The organism is Pseudomonas sp. SAS7, assembly GCF_052112345.1.
GTDB lineage: Bacteria > Pseudomonadota > Gammaproteobacteria > Pseudomonadales > Pseudomonadaceae > Aquipseudomonas > Aquipseudomonas putida_Q.
In genome coordinates this window covers 84,051-106,619 of sequence record NZ_JBEGGO010000019.1, presented here as the reverse complement: position 1 = coordinate 106,619, position 22,569 = coordinate 84,051, and the positions used below count along the sequence as shown (strand labels likewise).

The following is a 22,569-nucleotide window of genomic DNA, read 5'->3' as shown; positions in this document are numbered from 1 at the left end:
TTGTGAGGCGGGGGATTTGCGGCGCTTATGGCGCCGCATTCCAGGTATCGTCTGCTGCCGCCACCGCCTCGTCGATGCCGGAAGTATGTCTATCTGCGGCGGTCAGCCAATTCTGATTGAGGTTTGCTTGCTGCGCTGCGTGGTCGTGAGCAAACTCGCGCTGCACGATAGCTTCTGCGATCCCGCTGACGAGCGCTGGCGAAGCCGTACCATATTCGCCTACCAGCGCTCGTGAGACCTCTGGTGGAAACTGATTCACGGCGCTGCGTAGCTGTTGGCCGTAATCGGCCAGCGCGGGCTGTTTGGCAATGACGATTTCCGCCGCTTGTGACGGAAAAACGGAGGCGGTGAAGCTCTGGAAATCCTGCGCGTTCGGCATGGTTTTGTCCTTAAAGGCTGTAACCGTCCAGGTCCTCGCTGCGCGACAGCGAGGGGTTGGCGTAACGGGCAAATGTCTTGTCAAGGTCGGCAGCCAGATAGGCTTGTTCGCTATGGCGTAATAACTGCTTCATGAAGTCGCCGTCCGAGGCCACTGCAATCACCTGGTCGCGCAAGTTGGCCAGCAGCCCCTCTCGATCAGCTCGAGAGCCGGGAGTGTGGTCGATTGCTTCGAGGGCGCTGGTCAGTGATTGGCGCAGGCCGGTTTCCGCTTCGCGCTTGTCAGCTGCGCCTGCGTTTTCGAAAACCACGCCGCTGATCACCGCGCGGTGGATGGCTATGAATGCATTGGCCTCGGCTTCACGGCTTTGCATGACCCGGTCGGAACGCAGGGTGTGCGGCGGTGTATTGCGCAGCCACGCCGACTCCTGCTCACCCAGGGCGTCAATCGTCTGGCGAATTTTTTGGCCGTCAGGACCTTCCCGTAGCGCGGCTTGCGCTACGTTTTCCAAGCTGATTGCCGGGTTGCCAGAGGCCACTATGGCTCTGTCTCGCATGGACCCGGCACCGATCACGAATCGGCTGGCATCGCGTATTGATAGCTGCATCTCTGTCCGTCGTTTTTTCACAGGGCTTGAACGCGCCCGAACCAGTCTGCATCCAGCGGCATCTGCGTCCTGCGCGGTTCGCCGTAAATGCGTCGCGTAGGCATGCGGATCTCGTTAGCTTCTCCGCTGACGTGCTGCGGGTAAACCCTTGCGAACCCTAAGGGTTCATCTGCTTGAATGACCTTAGCATTTTTGCTTTCACAATTCTTGTGGGTGCGCTTTAAAAATCGTTTTTTTTGGTTACTTGAAGTATCCCGGTAAATCACGTTGACAGCAGGGCAGTCCTCACAGGGGGAAAAGCCTGTGCTGATCGGGCCTGCCTGGCTACAGCGCCCGTATCATGGGTCTCACGTCGATTCTTCAGCTGCCGTTTGGGGCAGAGGTTAGCTGGCGTGCGCTGTGCCTGCCGCGACGCCATCAAGCGACTGAAAATACCCTGGTCCACGCTAATTTGACGCCTGAAAACTGGCTGAATTCCAATGACAGCACTATCTGAAGAAAGATCAACCCGGCAGGGATTCTTCTCGTTCAGATGTGCAGGTTATCACGGTTTTTTCGTCTTTAAGCGCTGATTTAGTGGCATTATGCCAATATTTACACGACTTTACATTTCCTCTCATAGCCCTCGCGGCATCTATCCCAACAAGTACTTATCGACCTGTTTCGGTTTTTTGTTAGTTTTCTTTCATAACAATATTTTGATAAATGAGTGATTTCTGGTTTAAGATTGCCTGGCTTTGGATATCTGGTGGGTCGCGGCTTGTAGCGTGACGCCATGGCTCAGGCTCGAAAGCAACGCTGTGCAGGCAACGCTTGCCGGGCTGCTCGACAGCTCAACTCAAGGACGACGGAGCATTCCAAGGGGAATTCGTCGCGAACGATTCAGATCAACCGTCCGCAACTCGATTCAGGTAGGTATCACAAATGGCCCAGATGCCGTTTTCTCCATGCAGCGACCCAAGCGCGTGTACCGATCAGTCGGTCGCGATGCTTGGCAGGATATTCGGCCCGGTCATCGACTCGCTGGTCATGGGCACCGACCCCAACTCTGTGGAGTCGGGCGCGAACATCCTTGCCACCATGTTCGGCTTCTTCAACAGCGGCATCCTGATCATCGGCTCGCTGATCGTCTCGTACGTGGCGGTGATGGGGGTAACCAACACGGCCAATGATGGCGAGGCAATGGGCAAGAGCTGGTCGTCCTTGTGGACGCCGGTGCGGATCGTGGCAGGTGGCGCCGTGTTGCTGCCGACCACCAGCGGTTTCTCTTTCATTCAGCTGATCGTTCTGATGTTTTCCCTGTGGGGCATCGGCTTTGCCAATGGCACCTATAAGGCTGGCATGGCCATCGGGGTCCTCTCGGCAGACGGTATCGTTCAGGGCGTCAACCAGGCAGGAAACTTCTATGGGCTGCGTGATTTCGCACGCCAGTACATTGGCGTTTCCTACTGTGCCAGGGCTGCAAATGCCATCTATGCGGGACCCACTTCGGCTGAAGTGCCGAAAGTTCAGGCCAAGAGCGAAAGTATCAGCGAAGGCGTCAGCAAGCAGGCTGCCGACAAACGAGTCGAGATAGATGGCCGGTTCGAGTCCACCTTCCTCCTCAAGGACCGGAATGCGGTGACCAACCTGGCCGGTGGTCAGCCTTTCTGCGGTACGGTGAAGCTGTCCTCGTACATGGCCCAGACGAAATCCGATGCTATTCCCCAGGCCCTGGAGAAGGTACGTCAGCAGGTGCAAGGGCAGAAGATCGAAGCCGCCGGCTACCTGATGGCAGATCTGGACGCGTGGGTCGACTCGTGGCCTGTGAGCATCAATGCTTCAGGCTGGGAAAATGTCGATTCCGACCGGTTCAACCAGATCGTGAAAACCTGGGAGAACCATATCGCCACTGCGCTCGTCAATGAAGTCAACAACGAGCAGGGTGAGGTGGACAGTGGGCTGAAAGACTTCCTGAAAACCCTCACCGACGATGGCTGGGCAGCCGCTGGCGGTTGGTTCCAGCGTGTTGGCATGGTACGCGGCCAGATTGCAGGCGTGCTTGCGGAACCGGTCGGCTCCGTAGGTGCACCGTCTTTGGTCGGTTTGCCTGTGGATGCGCGTTATATGTTGCTGAGCAACAGCGTGACCACCGTTACCGAGGCAATCAACAAGAAGGCTGAAGAGAAGGATACTTACACCAAGGCCAAGACCACCAAGCCGGAAGACTTTGCCAGCCTCATACCCAAGGACCCCAAAACCGATATCAACGTGGGTTCGCTGCGGGCAGACATGGACAGCAAGATGTCGTCGTTCGTCAACGGAATGATGCTGAATGTGGTGCAGATTGCCACCGGTGCCGGCAGCAACGGGCAGACGCCGCTCTGCGGAACGGCAGGACAGATGGGGGGCTCGCTCAACCGCATGAAGTGCGTGGGCGACTATCTGAGCGTTGCGCGCGCCGGGATCCTGCTTGCCGATGTCGCGATCAAGACCACGACCACGGCTGTGCGCTTGCTTGCGGGTACGGTTTCCGCAGCAAAAGTGTTGGGTAACGGCCTGGAGGCGGACAAGATCGTCACACCGCTTTGGGACTGGGTGATCGAGGTGCCAATCAAGCAGCTTGCGTTGATGGCCAGTTACATCGAGCCTCTGGCCTTTTACTTCAGTGTCTTCCTTCCTAGCCTGCCGTACACGCTGTTCATGATCGTATTCGTCGGTTGGGTGCTCGCCGTATTGCAATCGATCATCGCTGCGCCGCTATGGGCTGTGATGCACATGACGCCGGACAGAACCTTCGTGGGGTCGCAGACGCAAGGTTACTTACTGCTGCTGTCACTGTTCGCCCGCCCTGCGCTTGCGATTCTGGGGTTGTTCGCGGCGGTGCTGGTGTCCGACCCCGTGATCGACTACATAGCCACGGGCTTTTTTGCCATGCGCGGTGCAGTCGTGTCCTCGACGGGGGGAGTGGGTGTCATTGCGGAATTCTTGACCTTTGCCTGGTGGTTCATGGTGTTCGGGCTGACGCTGCTGCCCGTGCTGTACATGATCTTCGGCCTGCCGCAGACCTTGCCTGACCAGGTGCTGCGCTGGATCGGCGCGGGTATTGGTGACCTGGGTGAGACCAATGCGACTGGCCAGATGCGCGGCGGCATTGCTGCCGCAGGGGGGAGCATCAGTGGTACTGGCACGGGCATGCGCCTGGGTCGTGATCAAGGCAAGCTGCCCCCGCCGGATGGCTCCTCACCCGGTGGTGGGTCAGGCGGCGGTGGGTCAGGTGGCGGTGGGTCAGGTGGCGGAGGGTCCCGTGGTGGTTCCGGCGATAAAGCGGCGCTGGTCAACGCCAACGGTCAGGGGGTTGGCGGACCGGCCGCTGGCGACTCGAGCGCAAAAGCCGAGGCTGAGTCGGGAGACAAACGAACCTTGGGTGAAAAACGCACTGACGCTGCAGGGGTGGCGCTGGGGCGGGCCATCGCGGGTGGCACCGCTGCCACCGGCAGGACCATGCGCAGGGCCGGCAGTGTTGCCTTGTCCGCTGGGCGTGCTGGCGTAGATTCCTTCCGCGAGTCTGGGGCGGCCTCGCTGGGAGGGCGGGTACGTGATGGCGTTGCCAACGGTGTGATGACTGCAGGCGCGGGTCTGGCGTCTACAGCAGGTGCCGCCGGGGCAGACTACAAGCAAGCCTTTGGCACTGCAGGTGCTGAGGGCAAGGCTGCGTATCACGAAGGTGCGGATTCGCGAATTCAGGCGTACCAGGATTCTCTGGGCGGTGGCTCAACCCCCGCCGGGAGCGATACAAGTCAAGAGCAGGATGCCTCGCCTGGCGCGCAGCCGGAAAATGCCGGCTCACAGGGTCAACAGTTCAATGAAGCTGCGCTTCCGGCCGGGGCTGATTCGACAAGCGGCAAAGACGTCGACGGCGAGAGCCGATGAGCGGCAGCCATGTGGCGATGGAAGTATACAGGCACTCGGAGAGTGCAGTTTCGGTATGGCAAATTGCTAGCCTGGGCGGAATTTTACCCGCCCCGGGTTGTCTTGGACGGTGACGCGCAATCGTGTGCGTATCTTGATACCTGACTCGGATCGCTTGGCGGAGGCTTGGCATGGATGACAATCAACTGGAAGACCAGCTGCGGCGGCTTCTGACCGGTCTGGCTGACCAAGCCATCGTGCGTGGTGAGCAGTTTATCTACGATGGTGGTGAACTCTACGCTGACGACGTGGCGGAAATCGGGCTGGTGGCGGTGTTGTGCATCGCCCAGGCGCTGTCCGAGCGCGCCGGGTTGGGCGGGTTTGGTTATGAATTCCAGATGGCTGCGCCTGCCAATCCGGTTTTCCCGATTCATGCCAGCCCTCCGCAGGTGCTGCCGGACTTCTTCAAGGTGGCGCCTTTTGTTTCTGCGGTTTTTCACAGTGAAGTGATGGATGCCAGGCAGGATCTGACCCTGCTCTACCACGCTGCTGTCCTGCGATTGCAGTAAGTATCCGTAGCGTGAAGCGAGGCTGGCCGAGTGGGGTACAGGGATTCGGTCCTTTTTCGGTATTTTGACCAGGTAGTGTCAATACCAACAGGCAGCGAGCGATTTTCCACATTTAGCGCAAGGAAGTTTTTATGCACGACGAAGACAGTTCAAATGCAGGGAATGGCCCAGCCGTCGAGCTGCCGCCTGGTGTGTTTCCGCCGATGGCGGGCTACACCATCGGAGATCTTCTGGCGGTAGCCAATGCCCCTTTCGAGGCATTGCTGGAAAGTCACGATATCGACCCTGGGCTGATTCGTGAAACGGTGATTGCACTGGCCCAGCACTTGTACGCGGCATTCGAAAGAGAGGACGCCCAGTACCAGATTGCCTCGTGGTATCAAAAGCCCTATGACCAGCCTGGGAAGCGCCAGCTCAGTATGGAGATCATCGCCGAGCAATTCGGCGTCATCACGCTGAAGGCGACCGCTGAATCATTGAAGGGATCACCGTTGCTCGGCCTGGGCAAAGCGTTTTATCTGAGCTTGGTCGAAGCCGCCGGGCAGGCCATAAAGGCGCATATTCTGAAGTTGAATCAGGGCTGATCGCGGCAGTTTGTTCATAGGGATATGAAGTGAATAATACAGTTTATTTTAGTGTCTACATGGATGGCACCGACAACAGCAAGGACAGGGACACGCCCCTCGGTAGCCATACCAATGTGGCCAGGCTTTATGAGTGCGACACCGCACATGGCACCAACCTTTCCCTCAACTCCGGCGCGGCGCCGCGCAAGTATGGCCCTGGCGGCCTTACCGGCCAGTCGGAGAAAATTTACCTTGATGGGGTGGGGAGCCAGAAGGGTAATGCGCCAATCGCCTTGATCGAGCGAGGCACAGGGCGCGGCAGCCAGAACCGGATCGAGCAGGCTTATGATGCCTTCGTCACGTTCTGCAACAAGAACCCTGATCTGAACATCGAATTGAATGTGATCGGCTTTAGTCGAGGGGCGGCCCAGGCCCGTGCTTTTACCAACGAGGTGATCGACCGTGGCGTGCCCCGACTCGACAGCCAGTGGAAAGCCACGGACGATTACCTGATCCCGCCGGGTGAGGCTGAAATCAACAAGCTTGCCATTTTTGACACGGTTGCCTCGTACGGTATTCCCATTACTGAAAGCCACGTCAGGAAAAACCTGGAGATCAGTAACAACGTCAAATCCACCACGCACTTGGTGGCCATGCATGAATACCGTGCGACATTTCCCTTGACCAGTGCGCTGCGCAATGACGACAACTCGCGCATCGAAGAGGTCAAGTTTGCAGGGGCGCATTCGCAGGTTGGGGGTGGCTATCGTAATGACTTGCTGGCCGCTGGCCCGCTTGCATTCATGTATGACCGCTTGAAGTCAGCAGGCGTGGAGCTGGGGAATTTTCCGGCCAAAGAGCTTGAACGTATCGAGCAATATAATGCGTTGATCAAAGACCCCGAGCGGTTGCAAGAGGCTTTGATTGACTCCCGGTTGCTCAAGGGTAATGAAGCGTTCAAGCGGGAGGCGGATGGGTCCTACACCCGCATCAATAACCGGCCGTTTCCTGCTGAGAGCGGCACATTGAATTTTATCGGGTGGGAAAGCACGTCCGGTTTTCTTGCATGGCAACAAAAACCATTCGACCATCCAGTGAGCGGTCGTAAAGTCATTTTCGAAAATGATCGCTCGCTCGCTGCACCTCTCATCCAGCAAATAGGCAGGCATGTGGGGCAGACGCTGGCTGGGTGGGACGGCAAGCTCAGCAACCCTTCAGCCGTGCCGGATAAACCTTCGGAAAACATGGCTGGCGCCATGGGGCTGATCGATGACGACTTCGATGCCAATGCCGCCGAGTCGCGCAAGCAAGTGGCAGAGCTCTCGTCATTGCTCGCGGGCTCAAAGCCTGAGGTCGAACATATCCAGCGCCTGGCCCTGAAGGAAGTGCCTATACCCGGCGCGAGCGTGTCGGCGAAGTATGCAGTACTTCGGGTCGACCCCGAAGGTTCTTCTGCCTTTGCTGACCTGGGCTTTGGCTACGAGGCCGCCCGCATTGTTGCCGATGCCGGTGATTTGACCCGCAATCGAGGCTCGCTGAGTATCAATGACCCCATTGCGCTCCACGATACCAATGGCAATGTGGTGGGCAGCCTGGAGGCTGTGCATGAGGCGCCGGCATTCGCGGGTGAGCGCGGCGTCCTGATCGCGATAGACATGCAGCACGTGGCGCCGGGTGCACAGGCGGGGGTCATCCGCGAGGGCCTCACTCAGGTTGCGCAATGGATCGTAGAACGGCCGGAAAGCAGCTTGAAGGACGAATACGAAATTGCCGGGGCGGATGGCAGGCCACTGGTTCGTGCCATGGTTGACTGCCCTGTTGTGCCCGAGCAGCAGCGAACCGTTACCTGGGAGGCCCCGGAGCCCTGAGTGAGGCAATGCTGTTACACATACGGGCGATGGCAAACACTGCAGTAACGCTTTTTGCAACCTGCTTGCTTAGAATGCACCTGTTGCCGGCGATGGTCGGCCAGTCAATCGGTAAGGGTTAGAACATGAAAATCCACAAATACCAGCCAGGCACCTTCATCGAGGTCGATGACATGGCGGGTGGTCGCCGTGTGGGCATGGTCTGCAAGGACGGCGTGACGTTTTGGGATTTGCTCGATTCCGAACGCTGCACGCCGCTGACGATTCATCCTTCAATGCATCCGCAGGCATTGGGTACATTGGTCCAGTTCAGTCAGGACAAGGGATTGGTCAGTGCGACCCAGGCGCTAGTTGCTTACCTGCAGACCTCGGGAGATACGCGACTGACTGAAGACCCGCTGTTTGTCATGCGCGCCCTGTGGTTCATCGCTAAAAAGGCTATCACTGGGCATGTTCCTGATGCGGCGACGCTGTCGTGGGCTTGCGAGCAGGCTCGCGCTCAGGAGCAAGCCGCAGCGCGCATTCATCACTTGGCTGGACAATATTGCTCTGGCTGAGTTGAATGCGGAGTGACCAGGCGTCCCCGCAGTCAGTCGGGGCTTGGTGCCTCGGGCGTAGGCAAGTTGGCCAATTGGCGCTCATGCAGCGCCGCGTAGCCATCGACTGTGGCGCGTAGTGTTTGCAGTGAATGCCTCGAAACGGCGCCCGGGCTATGTTGGGCGAGCGCTTCGTAAACACTTTGGGCGTCGAGCTGGTGAATGCCGAAGGCTTCATCCAGGGTGGCCTGCTCCACGGTTTGCCAGTCCACTTGTGTCGGCAGCTCATCGCGCAGGGCGGCTGCCGCGTGTTTGCCGAAGAGGTGTGCCACGCCGGCTTTTGCTTCCAGGCCTGGCAGGGCTTCAATGCGCGCGCGCAATATTTCCTGGCGCGCCCGGCGCTCCACAGCCGCATCTGGCGACGCCAGTTCCACCAGCATTTCACCTACATCGGTAAACCCTTCGCTGGCGAAAATTTCCGCAACCTTGCGTGAGCGCGCTTCCTCTCTGGGCAGGAAGATCGCCATACCGTCGTCGTACGGTTGCGGCAGGTCGCCCCAGTAGTGAGTGGCCTTGAAGTCGCGCAAGGCATCCAGTGCTTCAGTGAAGAACGCGTCCTTGTTCACGGCATAGATGGCGTACTCATCGTTCAGCTGAGCGGCGGCCCCGGCATCGAGGCCGTTGCGGACAAGGCGACCCTGCAGCGCAACCGGCTGCTGCAACTGCCCGGCGATATGCCGGGCGGCGACGAAGTGGTGCGAACCGCCGCTGTTGGCCAGATACAGGCCATCATCCCAGTCGTAGCGCACCATGAAGTCGCTGGCGCCATGCACGATGCCGATCTCCGGCCAGCGCAGGTTTTGCGCAAGCCCCTCCTGGCTCATGTCGCGGGTGAAAGCCTGGCAGGCTTGCTCGGCCATCTGTTGCAGGGAGAAAAACCGGTACAGCTCGGATTTGGAGGCGGACAGGCCAGTCACATCACCGATGTCACAGGCGAATTCATGCCGGGTTTCGGTTTTGCCCAGCCGCGCCAGTGCGGCGATCTGCCGATGCTCGCTGTGGTAATGGCCGCCGCTGGCGCGCCAGCCTCTAACCTCACCGTTCTGTTCGCTGCCCTGGCCGAAACCGATACGTTGCGACCACTCATGCCAGCGCACCACGCTCGACGAGGCGATGACGGCGGCGGTGTCATCCACCCGCATGCGTAAACTGGGAGTGTCGGCGATTACCCGGCGTAAACGGGCAGGGATGCCCAGGTCGTCCTTGACCGTTTCCAGAAACTTTGCAGCCAGTGTCCTGAAGCTCATGGCGTGACTCCCTTCAGCGCATACAGGTTCGGGTGCGTTACTGGGTGGCGCGCTGCACTGCGTCCGCTGCCTTGCGGGCCGTGCTCTTGATGGTCTTCACCACTGTGCGCATGTCGTACGAGCAGCTGATGTAGGTGTCGTTGCCATCCTCATACAGCCACAGGTCGTGGTTACCGACTTCTTTCTTGAACTGGCCGAATTCGTTCTTGGGGATGTCGGCCAGCTTGGCCACCGCCTGGATACTCTCGCCGGTGAATGCTCCGGAGTACGTATCGAAGTCACCTTCGCCATTGGAGCCTGGGTGCATTGCAAGCTTGGTCACGGCGCGGCCGTAAACGTCCAGCGGGTTCGGCACGGTGTACTCGCCGTCGGACAGGTCCGAGGCCTGCACGATGGCCTTGCCGTTTGCGGCCTTGACCAGCGCCTCGAATTGTTCAGGGGAAACGTTGCGCTTGCAGGTCAGGGCCTGAGTAATGCGTGCATTGGCTTCGGCCTGATCGATGTTTGCGGCGTATGCCGACGTGCAGGCGAGCGAAACCAGCAGCGGCAGGGCGAGGTGCAGAGCTTTCATGCGGCAGATCCTTCTGGATGACAAAGTGCTATCAATTCTAGTTGTCAGAAAAATGTTTTTTACATGCCTCGAGTGTGCGCTACGCCCTGCGCTTGGTCAAGTGAGAGCCTGCCTATGACGAAGATTCAAACCTTGACGGCAAAAGGCCTCAAATTCATACTCACCATCAATTTCGACATTTTTCTAACAGGTCATTTTGATAGATGACAGGATGTTGAACGTTGGCTGGCACACAGCGGCAGTTCTCCTGAACCTGGCCGTCCGGCTGACCCTTAAAAGGAGTTTCCAGGCATGTCCTACGCATTACCTCCACCTGCCGTGAAGCCAGGCCTCACGGCCGTGGGCGATCGTCGCGCAGCCCTGTGGCTGCTGTCGGTGCCTCTGCAGGTGGCGCTGGTTGCTTTTGCCATTGCGGTGGTGGCGACCCTGATGGGTGAAATGGCCCAAGGTTCGCCGCGCTTCTACGCCGCGGCATTGTCCTTTTCAGCCCTGTTGCTGAGCGTCATGTTGCTGCCTGCCTACCTGCTCAGCCTGGGTTGGTACGCCTGGTGGACGCGCGGGGGCGACCATCGTCAGCTGCGCCTTGGCCTGTGGCTCGCACCGTTGGTGGCGCTGCTGTTCGCCTGGTTCCCGGCCACCCTGGTTCCCGGGCTTCAGCCGCTGGGCCAGGATGCCACGGACCCGCTGCGTATCTACCTGCTGGCAGGCATCCTGGTATTGCTGCTGGGGTATGCCTGGTCGGCCATCGTTTTCGTGATCCTGCGATATTGGAGAGATGTATGAGCACCCTCGTTTCCACCCCTCGCAGGTGGCTGCCGCTGGTAATGACCGCCCTCTCGGTGGTACTTGCACCGAAGGCTCTGGCAGGGTTCGAGCTGGTGGAAAGCCCCGCCGCGCCGGTGCCTTACGTAGCACCCGCGGGGCAAGGGCAGAACACCGCACAAATGCAGCAGACCATCAATGCCCTGAACAGCGAAATCCAGAGCTTGCGGGTGCGGCTGGCTGCGGCCGAAGCCGACGCCAATGGCAGCCGTCAGGAGCTTTTGGCAATCAGGGCGCGGCAGGAGCAGATCCAGACTTCGATCAACCACATGACGCTCAATTTTGCGTTCGGCCACTCACGCTTCAGCCCCAGCGCCGAGGATGGCGACGTTCTGGTGCGCTCGGCGCAGGACGCGCTGCAGGTGAAGATCGTCGGCTTTACCGACAGTGTGGGCACGGTGGAGGCAAATCGCCGGGTGGCCTTGCTCAGGGCGCAGGCGGCGAAGATGTACCTGGTTCGGCGCGGCGTAGCAGCGGCGAAAATCAGCGCCGAAGGGCAGGAGGGCGACTACATCGCCGCGAATGACACCCCCGCTGGCCGTGCAGCGAACCGCCGGGTTGAATTCGAGTTTTTCGGTCAGTACCAGGCGAACACGGCCCTCGCTCGCTAAACGGCAGGGCCGTGCCGTGGGGTCAGGCCTGCAGGCGCATGTTGTCGAGGAACAAGCGCGCCTCGGCGGCAGCGGCGATGGTGGCGTCTGCAGGCGCCTCCCAAGCTACGCCGTTGTAACGCAGGCTGTAGCTCTCGCGGCAGGGGTGATAGCCGATATGCGCCCAGTCGATGTCTTCACTGCCTACCCACTCGCCGAGAATCTCTGACCTGGCTACGCCGGCCGCCCGGCGCTTTTCGATCTGGCCGACCACATTGGCGAACAGGCAGAGGTTTTCCAGGTCGATGCTGACCGAGGCGGGGCCGATGTTCAGCACGCCACCGTCATTGCCCGGCGCGGGATGAAATGCACAGTGAAACTGATGGGTCATTGGTACATCCTTGAAGTTTGGGCTGCAAACATACAAAACACGAACGACTGAGGTTTTTGGACCTGTCAGCAGGTTGAAGTTCAGTCTAGTCGAGCCGTTGCGCGGGAGTGGGACCATGTATTCGTTGTATGAACTCGAGGCTTTCGTTGCGCAGGCCATCAGTGGCGATGTCCTCGCCCAGGCGGGGGGCGGCTTCGTCAGCGTGATGGCCAAGAGTGCCCCGGCCATCCAGAAGGACATTCCGGCAGCTTTCGAGATGTACACGCTGCTGGAGCATTTCCTCAAGTCGCTACCCATTCGCCAGGCAGCGATCGGCTTTGACGCGCAAACGCTCGACCTTGAGCCGGGCATTGTCGTTGATCATGACGGGCACAAAGTCGTTGCCCTGTTGCCGATCCAGGCCGGCCAGCTTGGCGAGGTGGCCTTCTGGCTGGCGGACGCGCTGCCCAGCCGGGAGGTCAAAACCCTGCCTGGTATTCTTGCGTTGGTGTTCAGCGTGGAAACCCACGAAGATATAAAACACTTGCTGCCCGAATGGATGGCTGCTTTTTATGTCCAAGGCGAAGCAAGGCACTGTGTGCCGATCCTGGCGCTGAAGTCGGTGCTGGAGGACAAGCGTTTCGGTGGCGATTGGGTAGCGGTTGCCCTGCATCGGCTTGCCGATTTCGCCTTGCCTCAGGCCGAAGCCCAGCAAGCAGCTGGGAGCGATGTGAAGACCACGCGTTGAACTCGGTGGACAGTATCGGGTTTGGCATTGACCAGAATCTAGCGGCGCATGTTCAAGGGACGCGCCGATCCAGGGAGCATGGGCAGATGGCGCAGTCGGCAGCAACGCTGAAGGATGACGCGCCGGACCCGACGTTGTGAGGGATGCTCTGGAAAACATCCAGCCGCCAGGGGCGGCAGCAGCTTAAGCGAGGAAGCAAATGGACCATAACTGGGGTGCGGGGAGACCTGGTGGCGGCCTGGATGGTGGATATACCGGCTCGCTCGATCATGCAATTTCCAACCTGCATGTCGGGCGCAGTCAGGGGCGCCAGCAAGGTCGTAAAGAGGGCTTCGATGAGGGGCGCTCTCAAGGCTATGCGCAAGGCTGGGACGCAGGGGTGGCCTGTGCCAACGAGAAACTGGAGCCGCTCAGGGGGCACGTGAGGCAGTACTTCGAGGAGGCGGTGCAGCTTCGGACAGTGGTGCAGCGCCAGAAAACCATCATCGACCTGATGTACCAGCAATTGTCCCAGGTCTCCGGTGCTGCCAAGCGCGCTGAGGCTAAACCGACGGCTAGCGAGTCCGAAGCATTTGCAGCCTTGCAGAGCAGCAATGAGTTGCTACAGGCAAGGCTCGAGGTGATGGACATGCATTACGCAGCTGCGCTCGAGCAGTCCAGGCTGAAGCACCTGCAATACAAGCGCAGCCTGGTGTTCATGCAGGCGGTGCAAGGGCTACTGGAAGAACTGACGGGTGGCGATAGCCCCGAAGCCCGTGATATCCGCGAACGTTTTGTGACGCGCTACCAGGACCAGGTCGCACGGGGTTTGGATGCAGGTGATATCCAGCTCGCCCCTGAGCTGGATGAGGTATTCGGCAGGCAGCTGCCGGAAACGCAGCGGTTCATCATGGACATGTTGCAGTCGGCTGCACGCGGACCGGATGTCGACGACTCTGCCCCGTCATCATGAATGACGGGCGCGACACAAGGCCGTTACTGGGATTGCGCCCGATTTGATGGATCAGCACTCAGGGGCTGGGTGCTGGCTGTTCCGCTTGTGGGGCTGTCGGCGGCGGTTGGAGCGACTCGTGGCCCGGGTTGTCCAGGCCGCCAGCAGCCGGGTTCTCGACGGGCATGCACACCAAGGCCGTGCGCACCTGGGCGGGGTATTGCTGCGTCTCGTAGCCATAGGCTGGCGGCTGTCGCATTTCCGGTGCCTGGCATGTGCCTTCGACCACGCCTTGGCGAGGGGTGGAGAAATCGCAGCGCTCACCCTCGTAGCGGTTCGAGCACGAACGATAAGCCGCAACCGGCGTGACCTGCTTGGGCACCGGCACGTAGATGGTGGTATTGCGCGGTAGCTCCTGCCATTGCTCCTCGGCCACGGGGGCTTCCTGGGCCTGGGCAGCACCCGCCAGCGCCGACATACCGACGGCCAGCGTGAGGGAAATGATCGCTTTCACAGGTACCTCCAGGCGTCACATGCCAGGCTCGTAGTCCGAGCCGCTGCGGTTCTTCGGCACTGGGTCGCTGTGGTCCAGGCCGGCATTCACTTCCACGCCGCGCTCTTTCATCTCGCTGATCATGTACTCATAGCCGGTCGTGAAGTGGGCCAGGTCGTAGCCTGGGTCCGCCTCCTTGATCTTCGAGGTCAACTCGACGATCTCGAGCTTCACCGGGTCCGGCGTCTCGTCGGTATCCCAGCCGTACGAGTTGGCTTCCAGTTTGTTCAGGTGGAAGGCCTGGCTGAAGGCCTTGCCTTCCACCGTGATGTCCTTGGACAGCTTTTCATACAGGTTCTTGCCACCCAGGCCTTCTTCCAGCTTACCGTCGATCACCCGCAGGAAATCCAGGTGCGCCTCCGGCGTGGCGGTGATTTCTTTCCAGCTGCTGTACTCGGTCATTCCGTTCTCCTTGCGTGGTGAATACGTTTGCCTTGAAGGCTCCATTTAGCTATCAGCTGGCCGGACAGTCTGGCGACCCGAGCAGGTGTCAAGGCGCCATGTCATTGTCCTGGGAGTTGCCTCCGGCCTTGTTGCGAACCATGTTGACGACCCCTTGCACCATCTCCTTCAAGCGTTCGAAGATGCGCTGCATCGACTCTTGCAGGCGCTCCAGATGCGACTGTGTTTCCCCTTCGAATGCCGGAGTGTTACCTGCATTGCCGTGGATGTTTTCGCTGGAGGTCTCAAGGCGGGCCTTGAGCTTGTCATAATGCGGGTTGCCTTCGGTTTCGGGGTTCAGCAGCTCTTCCTGGGCCCGCCCGTACTGGCGGGTCCAGCCGGTGAGTGCCTTGTCCATGGCTTTTTTGTGGGTTTGGGCATCCGGTGACTGCCCGACTGCCTCGACGAACGTCTCGTGCAGGTCAGTGAATTCACCGTCCGGCTTCATCTTTTCGATCACTTCGGGCACGGTCAGCCCGGTTTGCTCGGCACGTGCTTCGATCTGCTCACGAACCTGGGGCATGTTTCCAGCGTTCCAGAACGCCGTATGTGCCTTCTCGTAATTGCCGGCGGCTTTTTCAACCTGGTCCACCCGGTACTCGGACAGACGGGGCAGGACCTGCACCCGGCCCATCATCTCGTCAGGCCCTGCTGGCGCGGAAGAAGCTTCGACTTCCGCGGGCTTCGAGCCGTCACGCCAGGCATTGGCCAGGGCGCTTGCACCTCTGCCAATGCCTTGCAGGGCTGCCCCGGTCAACGACGCCACGCCGCCTACGAGTTCTGCACTGCCTTGCAACAGCGCTTCTGCGCCGTTACTTTCGCGCTGTGCGTGTTGGGAGGCTTTGGTGCCGGCAGCATCTGCTGGTTCATTCAGCGATTCATTGATGCGCCGCACTTCTTCCGGGTCGAGTGAAGCGTCCTTCGCCTTCATCTCACCCACGACCTTCATCAGCGCATCGAGTGCGCTTGGATCAATGTCAGGGGAATCTTTTTGTGCGCTGCTGCTTGCCGCTTCCGCGCTACTGGGCGTTTGCGGATTACCAGCCTGCGCATTGAGTGCTTTCAAGGCAGCGGCATCTATCTGTTGCACGCTCCAGGCGCCTTCCTGGTGATCCAGGCGCACGCTGTCGCCGAGCTGCACGGACGAGTTGTTCATGAGCTCGGCAAAACCGGCATCCTGGAAGGTCAGGTTACCTTCAGCGGTCTTCAGGGTGATGCTGTAAACGTTTTCGCTGTCACCGTTTTCGTTCAAGGGCGCTGCGCCATGATGGACCAAGATACCTGCATAACTCCGCCCTGGCTGGGCTGTTTGCCCGGCAGCAGAATCAGCGACGGCTTGATCAGGCTTATCGAGTTCTTTGGGTTCCATCTGTGTCTACCTTTCGTGGGCGCCGCGTTATTCAATGGATCTGGAAACAGCTCCTTTCTGGGCTCGCTGCTGGGCCCCATCGGTCTGAATCCGTTGACCTGCCAATTTCTGCGACGCGTAAACGGCAAGCAATGCTTCAACTTTTTCCTTCTTGCGATAAATCGCTTCCGACAAATAATTGCCGACACCTACCGCCCGGTTGTAGTCGACCCACAGGGCGCGGCTGGAAACATGGGTGATACTGTTGTTCCACTCGGCATCGCTGAAGCGCCGGGAGGCTTCGGTCGCCAGCATTTCTGATACCGACATGCTGTCGTAGCCACCGATCGGAGCGGTCGGCAAGGCACCATAGCCATCAGCGTCGGACAAGTACATCGCGGGCGTCTTGCCATCCGCTTCGGCCAGCGCTGCATCGGCGTTGGCGGCTGCCACCTGGACAGGCTCAGCCGTGGAGTCTGGCGCAACCCCGCCCGAAGGTACATTACCGAAAAGGATCTGGTGCTGCGCCTTGGTGTCCTTGCCGAGGATGGGATAATGCTCGGGATGACCATCCTGGATGGCGTAAGTTTGGCAGAAATAGGGGGCCGGGTCAGTCTTCCAGCCAATGTCGACCTGCGGGTGGGCCAAGGGGGAAGGCAACTGCGCCGGGTTGAATGGCCCTCGGTGAGCATTTTCCCTGAACGCCTTGGCCCTTGCCTCGTCTTTTTTCGTGGTGCCATAGGTGAAGTGCAAGTGCTTCACCATGGACGTACTGGGGGTGTTGCCTGACAGGCCCAGCTGCTGCCCCGGCTTGACCGTGACGCCCTGCTTGATGCCGTTGGCGAATCCGCTGAGGTGGTAGTAGGCGACGATATCGCCATTGGCCCGCTGAATCAGTATCGCATTACCCGCAGACCGTCGAGAGCCAGCGAAGGTTATCTTGCCCTCGGTGGTGGCATAGACCGGTTGCGATGTACCGCTGGTGGAAAAGTCCAGGCCATCGTGCATGTGTGCCTTCTGGTTGGCCGAGCCGTGGTTGGCCGCGCCGCCACCCCGGAACTTGCCGAAACGGCCGGAAACAATTTCCTTGTCGGTGGGGGACACCATACAGGTGTCCGCAATGGCGCCGTGGGCACACGCCAGCAGGCTCAGGCCGGCGAGGCCGCGCAAGATCGTTCTGTTCATACCTTGCGCTCCGTCACTGCACGCTCTGTTGCACGTTCTGCTTGGCCGCATCTGCTGCTGCCTGGCTGGTCTGGGTTTGCGCACCCGCGGCAGTTACCGACATGGACACCAGCGAAGCCAGTTGAGCCTCCATGCTTTCGTACTGGCGATATTGCTTTTCCTGGATGGCCAGGTCCAGCGCCTTGATCTTCAAGATCTCGATCAGCGCACCTCGCTCGTTCTGTGCGGCCATGACCCGGGCCCAGCTGTCATATTGAGGCGTATTGCCCGAATAGCGTTTGACCTCGTTGCGAAAGTGCACGGCCAGTGGCAGGTCGGTGCCTGTTTCGGTGCCTTCCACGCCGGAATAGTCGAGCTGGATTGCCTTGAGGCTGGCGAGTGCCGGCGACACAAGCGCATCCTTGCGGGCCTTGGAAAGCGCATAGTCTTCGGTGGCTGCGGATTTGCCTGCCGATGCTGGCACGGGGCCGTCCGGCAGGCCGGCGACGTTATTGACGAACCCGACTTTCGCCTGGTACAGCGGCTCGTTTTCCATGACGGGTTCGAACAGGGTGGCCACGGTCAGGTCGGCGCCCGGCAGCGAGCCGACCGATTCGCACATCCCTGAATCTGCCTGGTCCTGGGTGCAGAACTGCTTGCGTGCCTTGACCAGTGCAGCCTGGGCGCTGATGGGCTCGGCGTAGGTGCCTGGTGCCGCCACGATCTCGGACTTGACCCGCTGGCGCACTTCGCTGCCCATGTCGGCATCGCGGGCACTGATCAGGGTACGCGTCGCGTAGACCGAGCAAGGCGAAAAGCCTTGGCCGAATTCGCCACCGTAGTCGAAGCGTGACTGCTTGACCCGCTGGGTCTGGGCCAGCACCTTGAGCCCCGTCGCCGTTTGCTGGGCAGCATTGTGCCCAGCTTCTGCGATCTGGTTTGCCGCCAGGGCTTTCTGCTTGGTCAGGATCGCGATGGCCGAGGTCAGGCGCTGGCTCTCGGTTTCAAGCAGGGCCGACAGCGAAGCATCTACCCCGGACACCAGGCCGTTGAGTGTCTGGGTGGCCGCAGTGAATGCCGGCGCTACGGTGTTTTCCTGATACTGGGGTGGGCAATAGGCCCAAGCCAGCGTAGAGGTCAGCACAAGCGAAGCACCCAGCGAGACCTTCCATTTGCGCGCTTCACGCGCTGCGTCGAAATCCTTTTTCATGGGCACCTCACTGTACCGACTGCGCTGCTGTTTCAGACAACACTTTCTGGTAGCGCGCTTCCAACGGGGCGCCCAGGCCGTCAGAGGAGGCGATTACCAGCGTTGCCAGGTTGGCGAGCAGCCGTTGGTTCTGCTCGTACTGCTGCTGATGAATCCAGACTTCGAGGCCGCCCATCTTGGCAGCCTCCACCAGCAACCCGCGCTGGGTCTGGCGGGCCAGGTTCCCCGACCATTCCTGCGCTTCCTTGCCACCGAAGTACTGGTTCACGCGCAGCTTGAGCACTTCATTGGGGGACTTGCCGCCGAACGCCTTGCTGCGGGTGTTGGCAGCGTTGATCATCGACAGGCTGTAGGCCGGTACAGACAACATCGAGTCCTTGCGGTTTTTCTGCACCATGTAGGTTTCGCCGGCGGGCGTAGCGCCAGCGGCCTTGACCAAGGCTTCGTCCGGGGGACCCATCACGTGCTGGATGTAGGCGGTACGCGCTTCGGTGGCCAGCGAGTCAGCATCCGCGGCTTCGAACAGCAGGGCGGCGTTGGTGTCACCACCGGGTAGTGTACTGAGCGTGCACAGCCCGGCATCTGCCTCTGCGGCGGTACAGAACTTGGCGCGGTGCTCTTGCAGGCGTTGCTGCATCGCCTTGCCTGTGGAAGCCACCAGGCGACCCGGAGAGGCATCCAGCTCACCGACAGCTGCCTTGGCCTTGGCCGCCATGCTGGTGAATGCGATGTCCATCGACTTGTTCTTGATCACGGTGCCGCAAGGGTCGAAACCTTGGCCGGTCGCTGCGTTGAAGTCGAGGTAGGCCTTGGTCGCGGCCGCGTTCTGTTGCTGCGCGCGACTGGCATTGATCAGTTGCTCGGCGGTTTGCCTGCTGTTGTCCGCGACCACACTCGCTGACAGTGCTTCCTGCTTGGTGGCTACGGCCACGGCCGAGATGATCTGCTCGAACTTTATGGTCATCTGGTTACCGAAGGTCGTGCCGAACGTGGTGATGTTGGTGCCCACGGATGCTGACAGCGCGCTGATCTGCGCAGCGGTCCACATCTCGGCAGGGCCGAAACCGTAAAGCGCACCGTAGGAAACACCCGACAGCATTGTCGAACCCACGACAATGCTGGCTAGCTTGAGCCGAAAATTCATATCACTGCCCTGTGAGCATTGGCACGCGACGGTCCGTCACCTGCCCTACGAGAGAGTTGGCAGCCATCGCGGTCATGGCCGAGGCGGCGAGTTGCTGCGACTGGGCAGCATTGCAGGCGACCGTGGTGCAGTCGATGTGCGCTTCCGCGCGTTGATCCGTGATCATGGCGGTGTAAGCATACGCTGCGGTCTCGCCTTCCGGGGCGAGGGTCATTTCGCTGAACGGCCCGGCGTAATCCACATCCCAGCCCTGCATGCCGTTGGCGTTGAGCGCGCACATGCCCTGCCTGGCTTCGGACACGCTGCAGTAGTTGTCGCGGTGCATGGCCAGGGTTTCCCGGTCGGCCACTGCCCTGGAGCCCACCCGCTGCGAGGAATAGGTCGCCATCAGGCGCGCTGCGTCCTTGTCCCGCTGTGACACCGCTTCGACCATCAGCTTGCCTTGCTGCTGGGCAATGCACTTGCTGGTGACCGGTTGCCCCACCGCGGAATCGAACGAGGTCACGGCCGCCATCGCCCGATCGGACATCTCGATGGCGCCTACTGCGTTGGCAAGCTGCTTTTTCGAATCGTTGTCCATTTGCGAGATCACGTTGGCGGACAACGCGGTCTGCTTGACGGTCACCGACCAGGCACTCATCTCGCTTTGCATGGTACTGATGAATGTCAGCACCGAAGCCCAGGTCAGTGCCTGGGCCGGAAGCGCCGTAGCGCCCAGGCCAAGGCCAACGGCCAGAACTGCCGCGACTTTCTTCATCGTCAGCCCCCTTTAGTTGAACAGGCCTGCCGCCGAGCCGGACGACCCACTGCCTGATCCCGACGAGGAACGGCTGATGCTGCTCGAAGTGCTGGAAGACGAGGTGCTCGCTGCGGGCGCCACGGTGCTGGTGGTGGCCGCACTGCTGGTGGTTGTGGTGGTGCCAGTGCCCGTGCCGGCGCCGCCGCCGAAGTCCGTCTGTACGTAGTTGAACGGGTTGACGTCGACCGTGTAGGTGGCCTCGTAGCCAGCGGGGGTACTGTGATAACCGCTACCCAGCTCCGGGTCGAGCGTACTCATGCCCTTGCTGACCAAGCCATTGGTCAGCCCGTTCAGGTCCGCCAGTGAAGTGCCGCTGCTGACCTTGCCGATCGCCTGGTTGATGGGGCTGGTCACCATCGAAGAAACTTGCTGTACCGCCGTACAGACTTTCTTCTGCGCATATTTCAGTACCGCTTCCTGGGCCGCCGCGAAAATGGCGCCCAGGCTCGGGATGGAGCCGGAGAGGTCGAACAGGCTGCCCAGGCCGCTAAAGCAATCCGCCGTGGCGCTGAACAGTGACTCGACATTGGGTGTTGCCGCCGCCAGTTCGGTATGGATTCTCAGCGCGTCGTTGATGGAGGCGCCGATCGTCCCTTCCTTGGTGCCGTCAGCGCAGTCCTGGGCATCGGCCTTGATGGCCTCGGCCACCACGGAGCTCTGCTCCGAGAGCAACGTGCTCGACGTGGAGCCCAGGCTGCTGGTGGCGGCGAATGCAGGCATGGCCAACAATAGCCAGGCACCCAGGACACTACCCAACACCGCGCGCTTGCCCACAGATTTTCCCACCGCCACAGCGACAGGGTTCAGTCGTCCGTCATACATCTGCGTAACTCTCCATGATCTGTGATATCTCGCGCAGCCGCTCCCCGGAGAAAATCTCGCTGAGCAGGTGAGCCTTGCTGAACGCCTCCAGCCGGCGGCGAAATGCCGTGAGCTCTGCGGGCTGCGACAAATCGCCAGCCAGCAGGGGGGCCAGCGCGCCGGTGAATGCGATGTTGCGCTGTGCCACATACCGCACCAGGTACATGCAGCGCGAAGAGGTGAGGTGGGCCAGCAGCTCGGTGAAGGGTTGTGGAACCTGGTGCAGGACGAGTGCGTAGGCCTCGACGAAGGCCTGGATCTCTTGCATCAGCAACTGGATTTCGAACTGGTGCGCAGGGGCATCCTCATCAAAATCCACCGCCCAGCGGTCAAGCCGATCCATGCTCATCAGGAAGCTCACCAGCTGGGCGTTGCGCGACGACTTGGCAAAATGCCCAAGAACGCCGTGTGCCGTGAGGTCCAGCTGATCGATCGGCGGTGTGCCCGCTTCGGAGGTTGTGTATTCGTCCATTCCCTGCACTCGCTTAAAGCATACTGAAATACGCTAAAATGCATCCTGTTTCTAATTCTGTATCAAAAATGCTGGCGTATCAACTTTTTGACATGCCTGATGTGTAGAGCCCTGGAGATTGTTCATGGAAGAAGCCACCCTGCATCCTTCCCGTCCTGTGCCTGAGTTGCAGCGCGATGTGCAGCTCAAACTCGGGCGCTGCCTGCTGAAACTGCAGGGGTACGAGATGCTGTTGAAGAGCATGGTTGCCTCAGGCGAGTTAAGCGGCGCTGCTGATCAGCTTGAGGCCGCTCGTGAAAAGAAGACGGCTGAACACCACAGGCAGACCCTTGGTCCGCTGGTGAAAGCTTTTACCCAGAACTACTTGAAGCCATCGGGTTTACCCGACGACCCGGAGGACGATGGCGTGCGAGTCGGAAGGTCCTGGATAAGCTTGCGCTTTGGCATGGAGCTGCCGGAGGAGGAGTACGCGCAGACCAAGGCCTCGCTCAACGAGTTGGTAGGCTTGCGCAACCATTTGGTGCATCACTTCACCGAGGATTTCGACCTTGGGCGTGCAGACGGATGGGCATTGGCCGAGGCATATCTTGATGAGCGCTACGACTTTATCTGCCTCCACTTCCTGAAGTTGTGCGAATGGGCCAAAACCATGGATGAGGTCAGGCAGCGCTTATACGCAATTATGCAAATACCGGAGCTCAGGGAATTGATGGTATCGGCGCCAATCCATGAGGATTCTATTTTCACCTACCGCGTTGAATGAGCGATTCACTTCTGGCCCTTGCGCCAGCGCTCGCGGGGGTGTCGTTGGGGGGAGAGAAA

General features: G+C 60.0%; 24 protein-coding genes. 10 read left to right on the top strand and 14 right to left on the bottom strand.

Features of this window, described 5'->3' with window-relative positions; genetic code table 11:
- Positions 1-25: 25 nt before the first annotated feature.
- Together ABI582_RS25085 and ABI582_RS25080 are read right to left on the bottom strand one after the other, a co-directional pair.
- A complete protein-coding gene (locus ABI582_RS25085; protein WP_338745302.1) occupies positions 26-379 on the bottom strand; it encodes a hypothetical protein in 354 nt (117 codons plus the stop codon).
- Between the two features lie 10 nt (positions 380-389).
- Positions 390-935 (bottom strand): hypothetical protein, encoded by a 546-nt coding sequence (locus ABI582_RS25080; protein WP_442120594.1) that lies wholly within the window; start codon positions 933-935, stop codon positions 390-392.
- Between the two features lie 975 nt (positions 936-1,910).
- On the opposite strand from ABI582_RS25080, the gene ABI582_RS25075 reads away from it, so the two are divergent.
- The 5 genes from ABI582_RS25075 to ABI582_RS25055 all read left to right on the top strand — a co-directional run bounded on the left by ABI582_RS25075 (position 1,911) and on the right by ABI582_RS25055 (position 8,437).
- Positions 1,911-4,898 (top strand): DotA/TraY family protein, encoded by a 2,988-nt coding sequence (locus tag ABI582_RS25075; RefSeq protein ID WP_442120593.1) that lies wholly within the window; start codon positions 1,911-1,913, stop codon positions 4,896-4,898.
- 170 nt (positions 4,899-5,068) lie between these two features.
- Positions 5,069-5,446, top strand: a complete 378-nt coding sequence (locus ABI582_RS25070; protein WP_338745299.1) for a hypothetical protein — start codon at positions 5,069-5,071, stop codon at positions 5,444-5,446.
- 131 nt (positions 5,447-5,577) lie between these two features.
- Positions 5,578-6,030: a hypothetical protein gene (locus tag ABI582_RS25065; protein ID WP_368976865.1), complete on the top strand. Its 453-nt coding sequence runs from the start codon at positions 5,578-5,580 to the stop codon at positions 6,028-6,030.
- Positions 6,031-6,089: 59 nt separating this feature from the next.
- Positions 6,090-7,880, top strand: a complete 1,791-nt coding sequence (locus tag ABI582_RS25060) for a phospholipase effector Tle1 domain-containing protein (RefSeq protein WP_442120592.1) — start codon at positions 6,090-6,092, stop codon at positions 7,878-7,880.
- 125 nt (positions 7,881-8,005) lie between these two features.
- On the top strand, positions 8,006-8,437 hold the full coding sequence (locus tag ABI582_RS25055; RefSeq protein WP_338745296.1) for a hypothetical protein: 432 nt from the start codon (positions 8,006-8,008) through the stop codon (positions 8,435-8,437).
- A 32-nt stretch (positions 8,438-8,469) separates the two neighbouring features.
- Here the strand turns inward: ABI582_RS25055 and ABI582_RS25050 are convergent, their stop codons facing one another.
- Positions 8,470-9,723, bottom strand: a complete 1,254-nt coding sequence (locus tag ABI582_RS25050; RefSeq protein WP_442120591.1) for a DUF6685 family protein — start codon at positions 9,721-9,723, stop codon at positions 8,470-8,472.
- Between the two features lie 37 nt (positions 9,724-9,760).
- Positions 9,761-10,294, bottom strand: a complete 534-nt coding sequence (locus ABI582_RS25045; RefSeq protein ID WP_338745293.1) for a hypothetical protein — start codon at positions 10,292-10,294, stop codon at positions 9,761-9,763.
- Positions 10,295-10,585: 291 nt separating this feature from the next.
- Between ABI582_RS25045 and ABI582_RS25040 the strand changes: the two genes are divergently transcribed.
- Both ABI582_RS25040 and ABI582_RS25035 read left to right on the top strand, forming a co-directional pair.
- Positions 10,586-11,077, top strand: coding sequence for a hypothetical protein (locus ABI582_RS25040; protein WP_110746350.1), 492 nt, complete (start codon positions 10,586-10,588; stop codon positions 11,075-11,077).
- Entirely contained in the window at positions 11,074-11,727 is a 654-nt protein-coding gene (locus ABI582_RS25035) for an OmpA family protein (protein WP_442120590.1), read from the top strand. Before ABI582_RS25040 ends, ABI582_RS25035 begins: the two co-directional genes overlap by 4 nt.
- Positions 11,728-11,749: 22 nt before the next feature.
- On the opposite strand, the gene ABI582_RS25030 is transcribed toward ABI582_RS25035, so the two are convergent.
- Positions 11,750-12,097, bottom strand: coding sequence for a hypothetical protein (locus ABI582_RS25030; RefSeq protein WP_442120589.1), 348 nt, complete (start codon positions 12,095-12,097; stop codon positions 11,750-11,752).
- Positions 12,098-12,212: 115 nt separating this feature from the next.
- Here ABI582_RS25030 and ABI582_RS25025 point away from each other — a divergent pair, with 115 nt between their 5' ends.
- Together ABI582_RS25025 and ABI582_RS25020 are read left to right on the top strand one after the other, a co-directional pair.
- The gene (locus tag ABI582_RS25025) at positions 12,213-12,824 is read left to right on the top strand and encodes a hypothetical protein (protein ID WP_442120588.1); all 612 of its coding nucleotides are present in this window, start codon (positions 12,213-12,215) and stop codon (positions 12,822-12,824) included.
- Between the two features lie 199 nt (positions 12,825-13,023).
- Positions 13,024-13,776: a hypothetical protein gene (locus tag ABI582_RS25020; RefSeq protein ID WP_442120587.1), complete on the top strand. Its 753-nt coding sequence runs from the start codon at positions 13,024-13,026 to the stop codon at positions 13,774-13,776.
- A gap of 58 nt (positions 13,777-13,834) precedes the next feature.
- On the opposite strand, the gene ABI582_RS25015 is transcribed toward ABI582_RS25020, so the two are convergent.
- The 9 genes from ABI582_RS25015 to ABI582_RS24975 all read right to left on the bottom strand — a co-directional run bounded on the left by ABI582_RS25015 (position 13,835) and on the right by ABI582_RS24975 (position 21,747).
- Positions 13,835-14,269: a hypothetical protein gene (locus tag ABI582_RS25015; RefSeq protein WP_442120586.1), complete on the bottom strand. Its 435-nt coding sequence runs from the start codon at positions 14,267-14,269 to the stop codon at positions 13,835-13,837.
- A gap of 15 nt (positions 14,270-14,284) precedes the next feature.
- The gene (locus ABI582_RS25010; RefSeq protein ID WP_338745288.1) at positions 14,285-14,710 is read right to left on the bottom strand and encodes a hypothetical protein; all 426 of its coding nucleotides are present in this window, start codon (positions 14,708-14,710) and stop codon (positions 14,285-14,287) included.
- 88 nt (positions 14,711-14,798) lie between these two features.
- Positions 14,799-15,890 carry a hypothetical protein gene (locus tag ABI582_RS25005; RefSeq protein ID WP_442120585.1) on the bottom strand — a complete coding sequence of 364 codons (1,092 nt, stop codon included), beginning with the start codon at positions 15,888-15,890 and terminating at the stop codon, positions 14,799-14,801.
- 255 nt (positions 15,891-16,145) lie between these two features.
- Complete coding sequence (locus ABI582_RS25000; protein WP_442120584.1) at positions 16,146-17,282, bottom strand: M23 family metallopeptidase; 1,137 nt, start codon at positions 17,280-17,282, stop codon at positions 16,146-16,148.
- Positions 17,283-17,295: 13 nt separating this feature from the next.
- Positions 17,296-18,471 (bottom strand): hypothetical protein, encoded by a 1,176-nt coding sequence (locus ABI582_RS24995; protein ID WP_442120583.1) that lies wholly within the window; start codon positions 18,469-18,471, stop codon positions 17,296-17,298.
- Between the two features lie 7 nt (positions 18,472-18,478).
- Positions 18,479-19,615, bottom strand: coding sequence for a hypothetical protein (locus tag ABI582_RS24990; protein WP_338745284.1), 1,137 nt, complete (start codon positions 19,613-19,615; stop codon positions 18,479-18,481).
- A gap of 1 nt (position 19,616) precedes the next feature.
- Positions 19,617-20,372: a hypothetical protein gene (locus ABI582_RS24985; protein ID WP_442120582.1), complete on the bottom strand. Its 756-nt coding sequence runs from the start codon at positions 20,370-20,372 to the stop codon at positions 19,617-19,619.
- A gap of 12 nt (positions 20,373-20,384) precedes the next feature.
- Positions 20,385-21,134, bottom strand: a complete 750-nt coding sequence (locus ABI582_RS24980; RefSeq protein WP_442120581.1) for a hypothetical protein — start codon at positions 21,132-21,134, stop codon at positions 20,385-20,387.
- 94 nt (positions 21,135-21,228) lie between these two features.
- Entirely contained in the window at positions 21,229-21,747 is a 519-nt protein-coding gene (locus ABI582_RS24975; protein ID WP_442120580.1) for a type IVB secretion system protein IcmW, read from the bottom strand.
- A 124-nt stretch (positions 21,748-21,871) separates the two neighbouring features.
- Here ABI582_RS24975 and ABI582_RS24970 point away from each other — a divergent pair, with 124 nt between their 5' ends.
- Complete coding sequence (locus ABI582_RS24970) at positions 21,872-22,510, top strand: hypothetical protein (RefSeq protein ID WP_442120579.1); 639 nt, start codon at positions 21,872-21,874, stop codon at positions 22,508-22,510.
- Positions 22,511-22,569: the final 59 nt, after the last annotated feature.

Excerpts from the sequence above, each read along its gene's own strand:
- ABI582_RS25085 (WP_338745302.1), bottom strand. The coding sequence starts at position 379 with ATGCCGAACGCGCAGGATTTCCAGAGCTTCACCGCCTCCGTTTTTCCG.
- ABI582_RS25080 (WP_442120594.1), bottom strand. The coding sequence starts at position 935 with ATGCGAGACAGAGCCATAGTGGCCTCTGGCAACCCGGCAATCAGCTTG.
- ABI582_RS25075 (WP_442120593.1), top strand. The coding sequence starts at position 1,911 with ATGGCCCAGATGCCGTTTTCTCCATGCAGCGACCCAAGCGCGTGTACC.
- ABI582_RS25070 (WP_338745299.1), top strand. The coding sequence starts at position 5,069 with ATGGATGACAATCAACTGGAAGACCAGCTGCGGCGGCTTCTGACCGGT.
- ABI582_RS25065 (WP_368976865.1), top strand. The coding sequence starts at position 5,578 with ATGCACGACGAAGACAGTTCAAATGCAGGGAATGGCCCAGCCGTCGAG.
- ABI582_RS25060 (WP_442120592.1), top strand. The coding sequence starts at position 6,090 with ATGGATGGCACCGACAACAGCAAGGACAGGGACACGCCCCTCGGTAGC.
- ABI582_RS25055 (WP_338745296.1), top strand. The coding sequence starts at position 8,006 with ATGAAAATCCACAAATACCAGCCAGGCACCTTCATCGAGGTCGATGAC.
- ABI582_RS25050 (WP_442120591.1), bottom strand. The coding sequence starts at position 9,723 with ATGAGCTTCAGGACACTGGCTGCAAAGTTTCTGGAAACGGTCAAGGAC.
- ABI582_RS25045 (WP_338745293.1), bottom strand. The coding sequence starts at position 10,294 with ATGAAAGCTCTGCACCTCGCCCTGCCGCTGCTGGTTTCGCTCGCCTGC.
- ABI582_RS25040 (WP_110746350.1), top strand. The coding sequence starts at position 10,586 with ATGTCCTACGCATTACCTCCACCTGCCGTGAAGCCAGGCCTCACGGCC.
- ABI582_RS25035 (WP_442120590.1), top strand. The coding sequence starts at position 11,074 with ATGAGCACCCTCGTTTCCACCCCTCGCAGGTGGCTGCCGCTGGTAATG.
- ABI582_RS25030 (WP_442120589.1), bottom strand. The coding sequence starts at position 12,097 with ATGACCCATCAGTTTCACTGTGCATTTCATCCCGCGCCGGGCAATGAC.
- ABI582_RS25025 (WP_442120588.1), top strand. The coding sequence starts at position 12,213 with ATGTATTCGTTGTATGAACTCGAGGCTTTCGTTGCGCAGGCCATCAGT.
- ABI582_RS25020 (WP_442120587.1), top strand. The coding sequence starts at position 13,024 with ATGGACCATAACTGGGGTGCGGGGAGACCTGGTGGCGGCCTGGATGGT.
- ABI582_RS25010 (WP_338745288.1), bottom strand. The coding sequence starts at position 14,710 with ATGACCGAGTACAGCAGCTGGAAAGAAATCACCGCCACGCCGGAGGCG.
- ABI582_RS25000 (WP_442120584.1), bottom strand. The coding sequence starts at position 17,282 with ATGAACAGAACGATCTTGCGCGGCCTCGCCGGCCTGAGCCTGCTGGCG.
- ABI582_RS24995 (WP_442120583.1), bottom strand. The coding sequence starts at position 18,471 with ATGAAAAAGGATTTCGACGCAGCGCGTGAAGCGCGCAAATGGAAGGTC.
- ABI582_RS24990 (WP_338745284.1), bottom strand. The coding sequence starts at position 19,615 with ATGAATTTTCGGCTCAAGCTAGCCAGCATTGTCGTGGGTTCGACAATG.
- ABI582_RS24985 (WP_442120582.1), bottom strand. The coding sequence starts at position 20,372 with ATGAAGAAAGTCGCGGCAGTTCTGGCCGTTGGCCTTGGCCTGGGCGCT.
- ABI582_RS24980 (WP_442120581.1), bottom strand. The coding sequence starts at position 21,134 with ATGCCTGCATTCGCCGCCACCAGCAGCCTGGGCTCCACGTCGAGCACG.
- ABI582_RS24975 (WP_442120580.1), bottom strand. The coding sequence starts at position 21,747 with ATGGACGAATACACAACCTCCGAAGCGGGCACACCGCCGATCGATCAG.
- ABI582_RS24970 (WP_442120579.1), top strand. The coding sequence starts at position 21,872 with ATGGAAGAAGCCACCCTGCATCCTTCCCGTCCTGTGCCTGAGTTGCAG.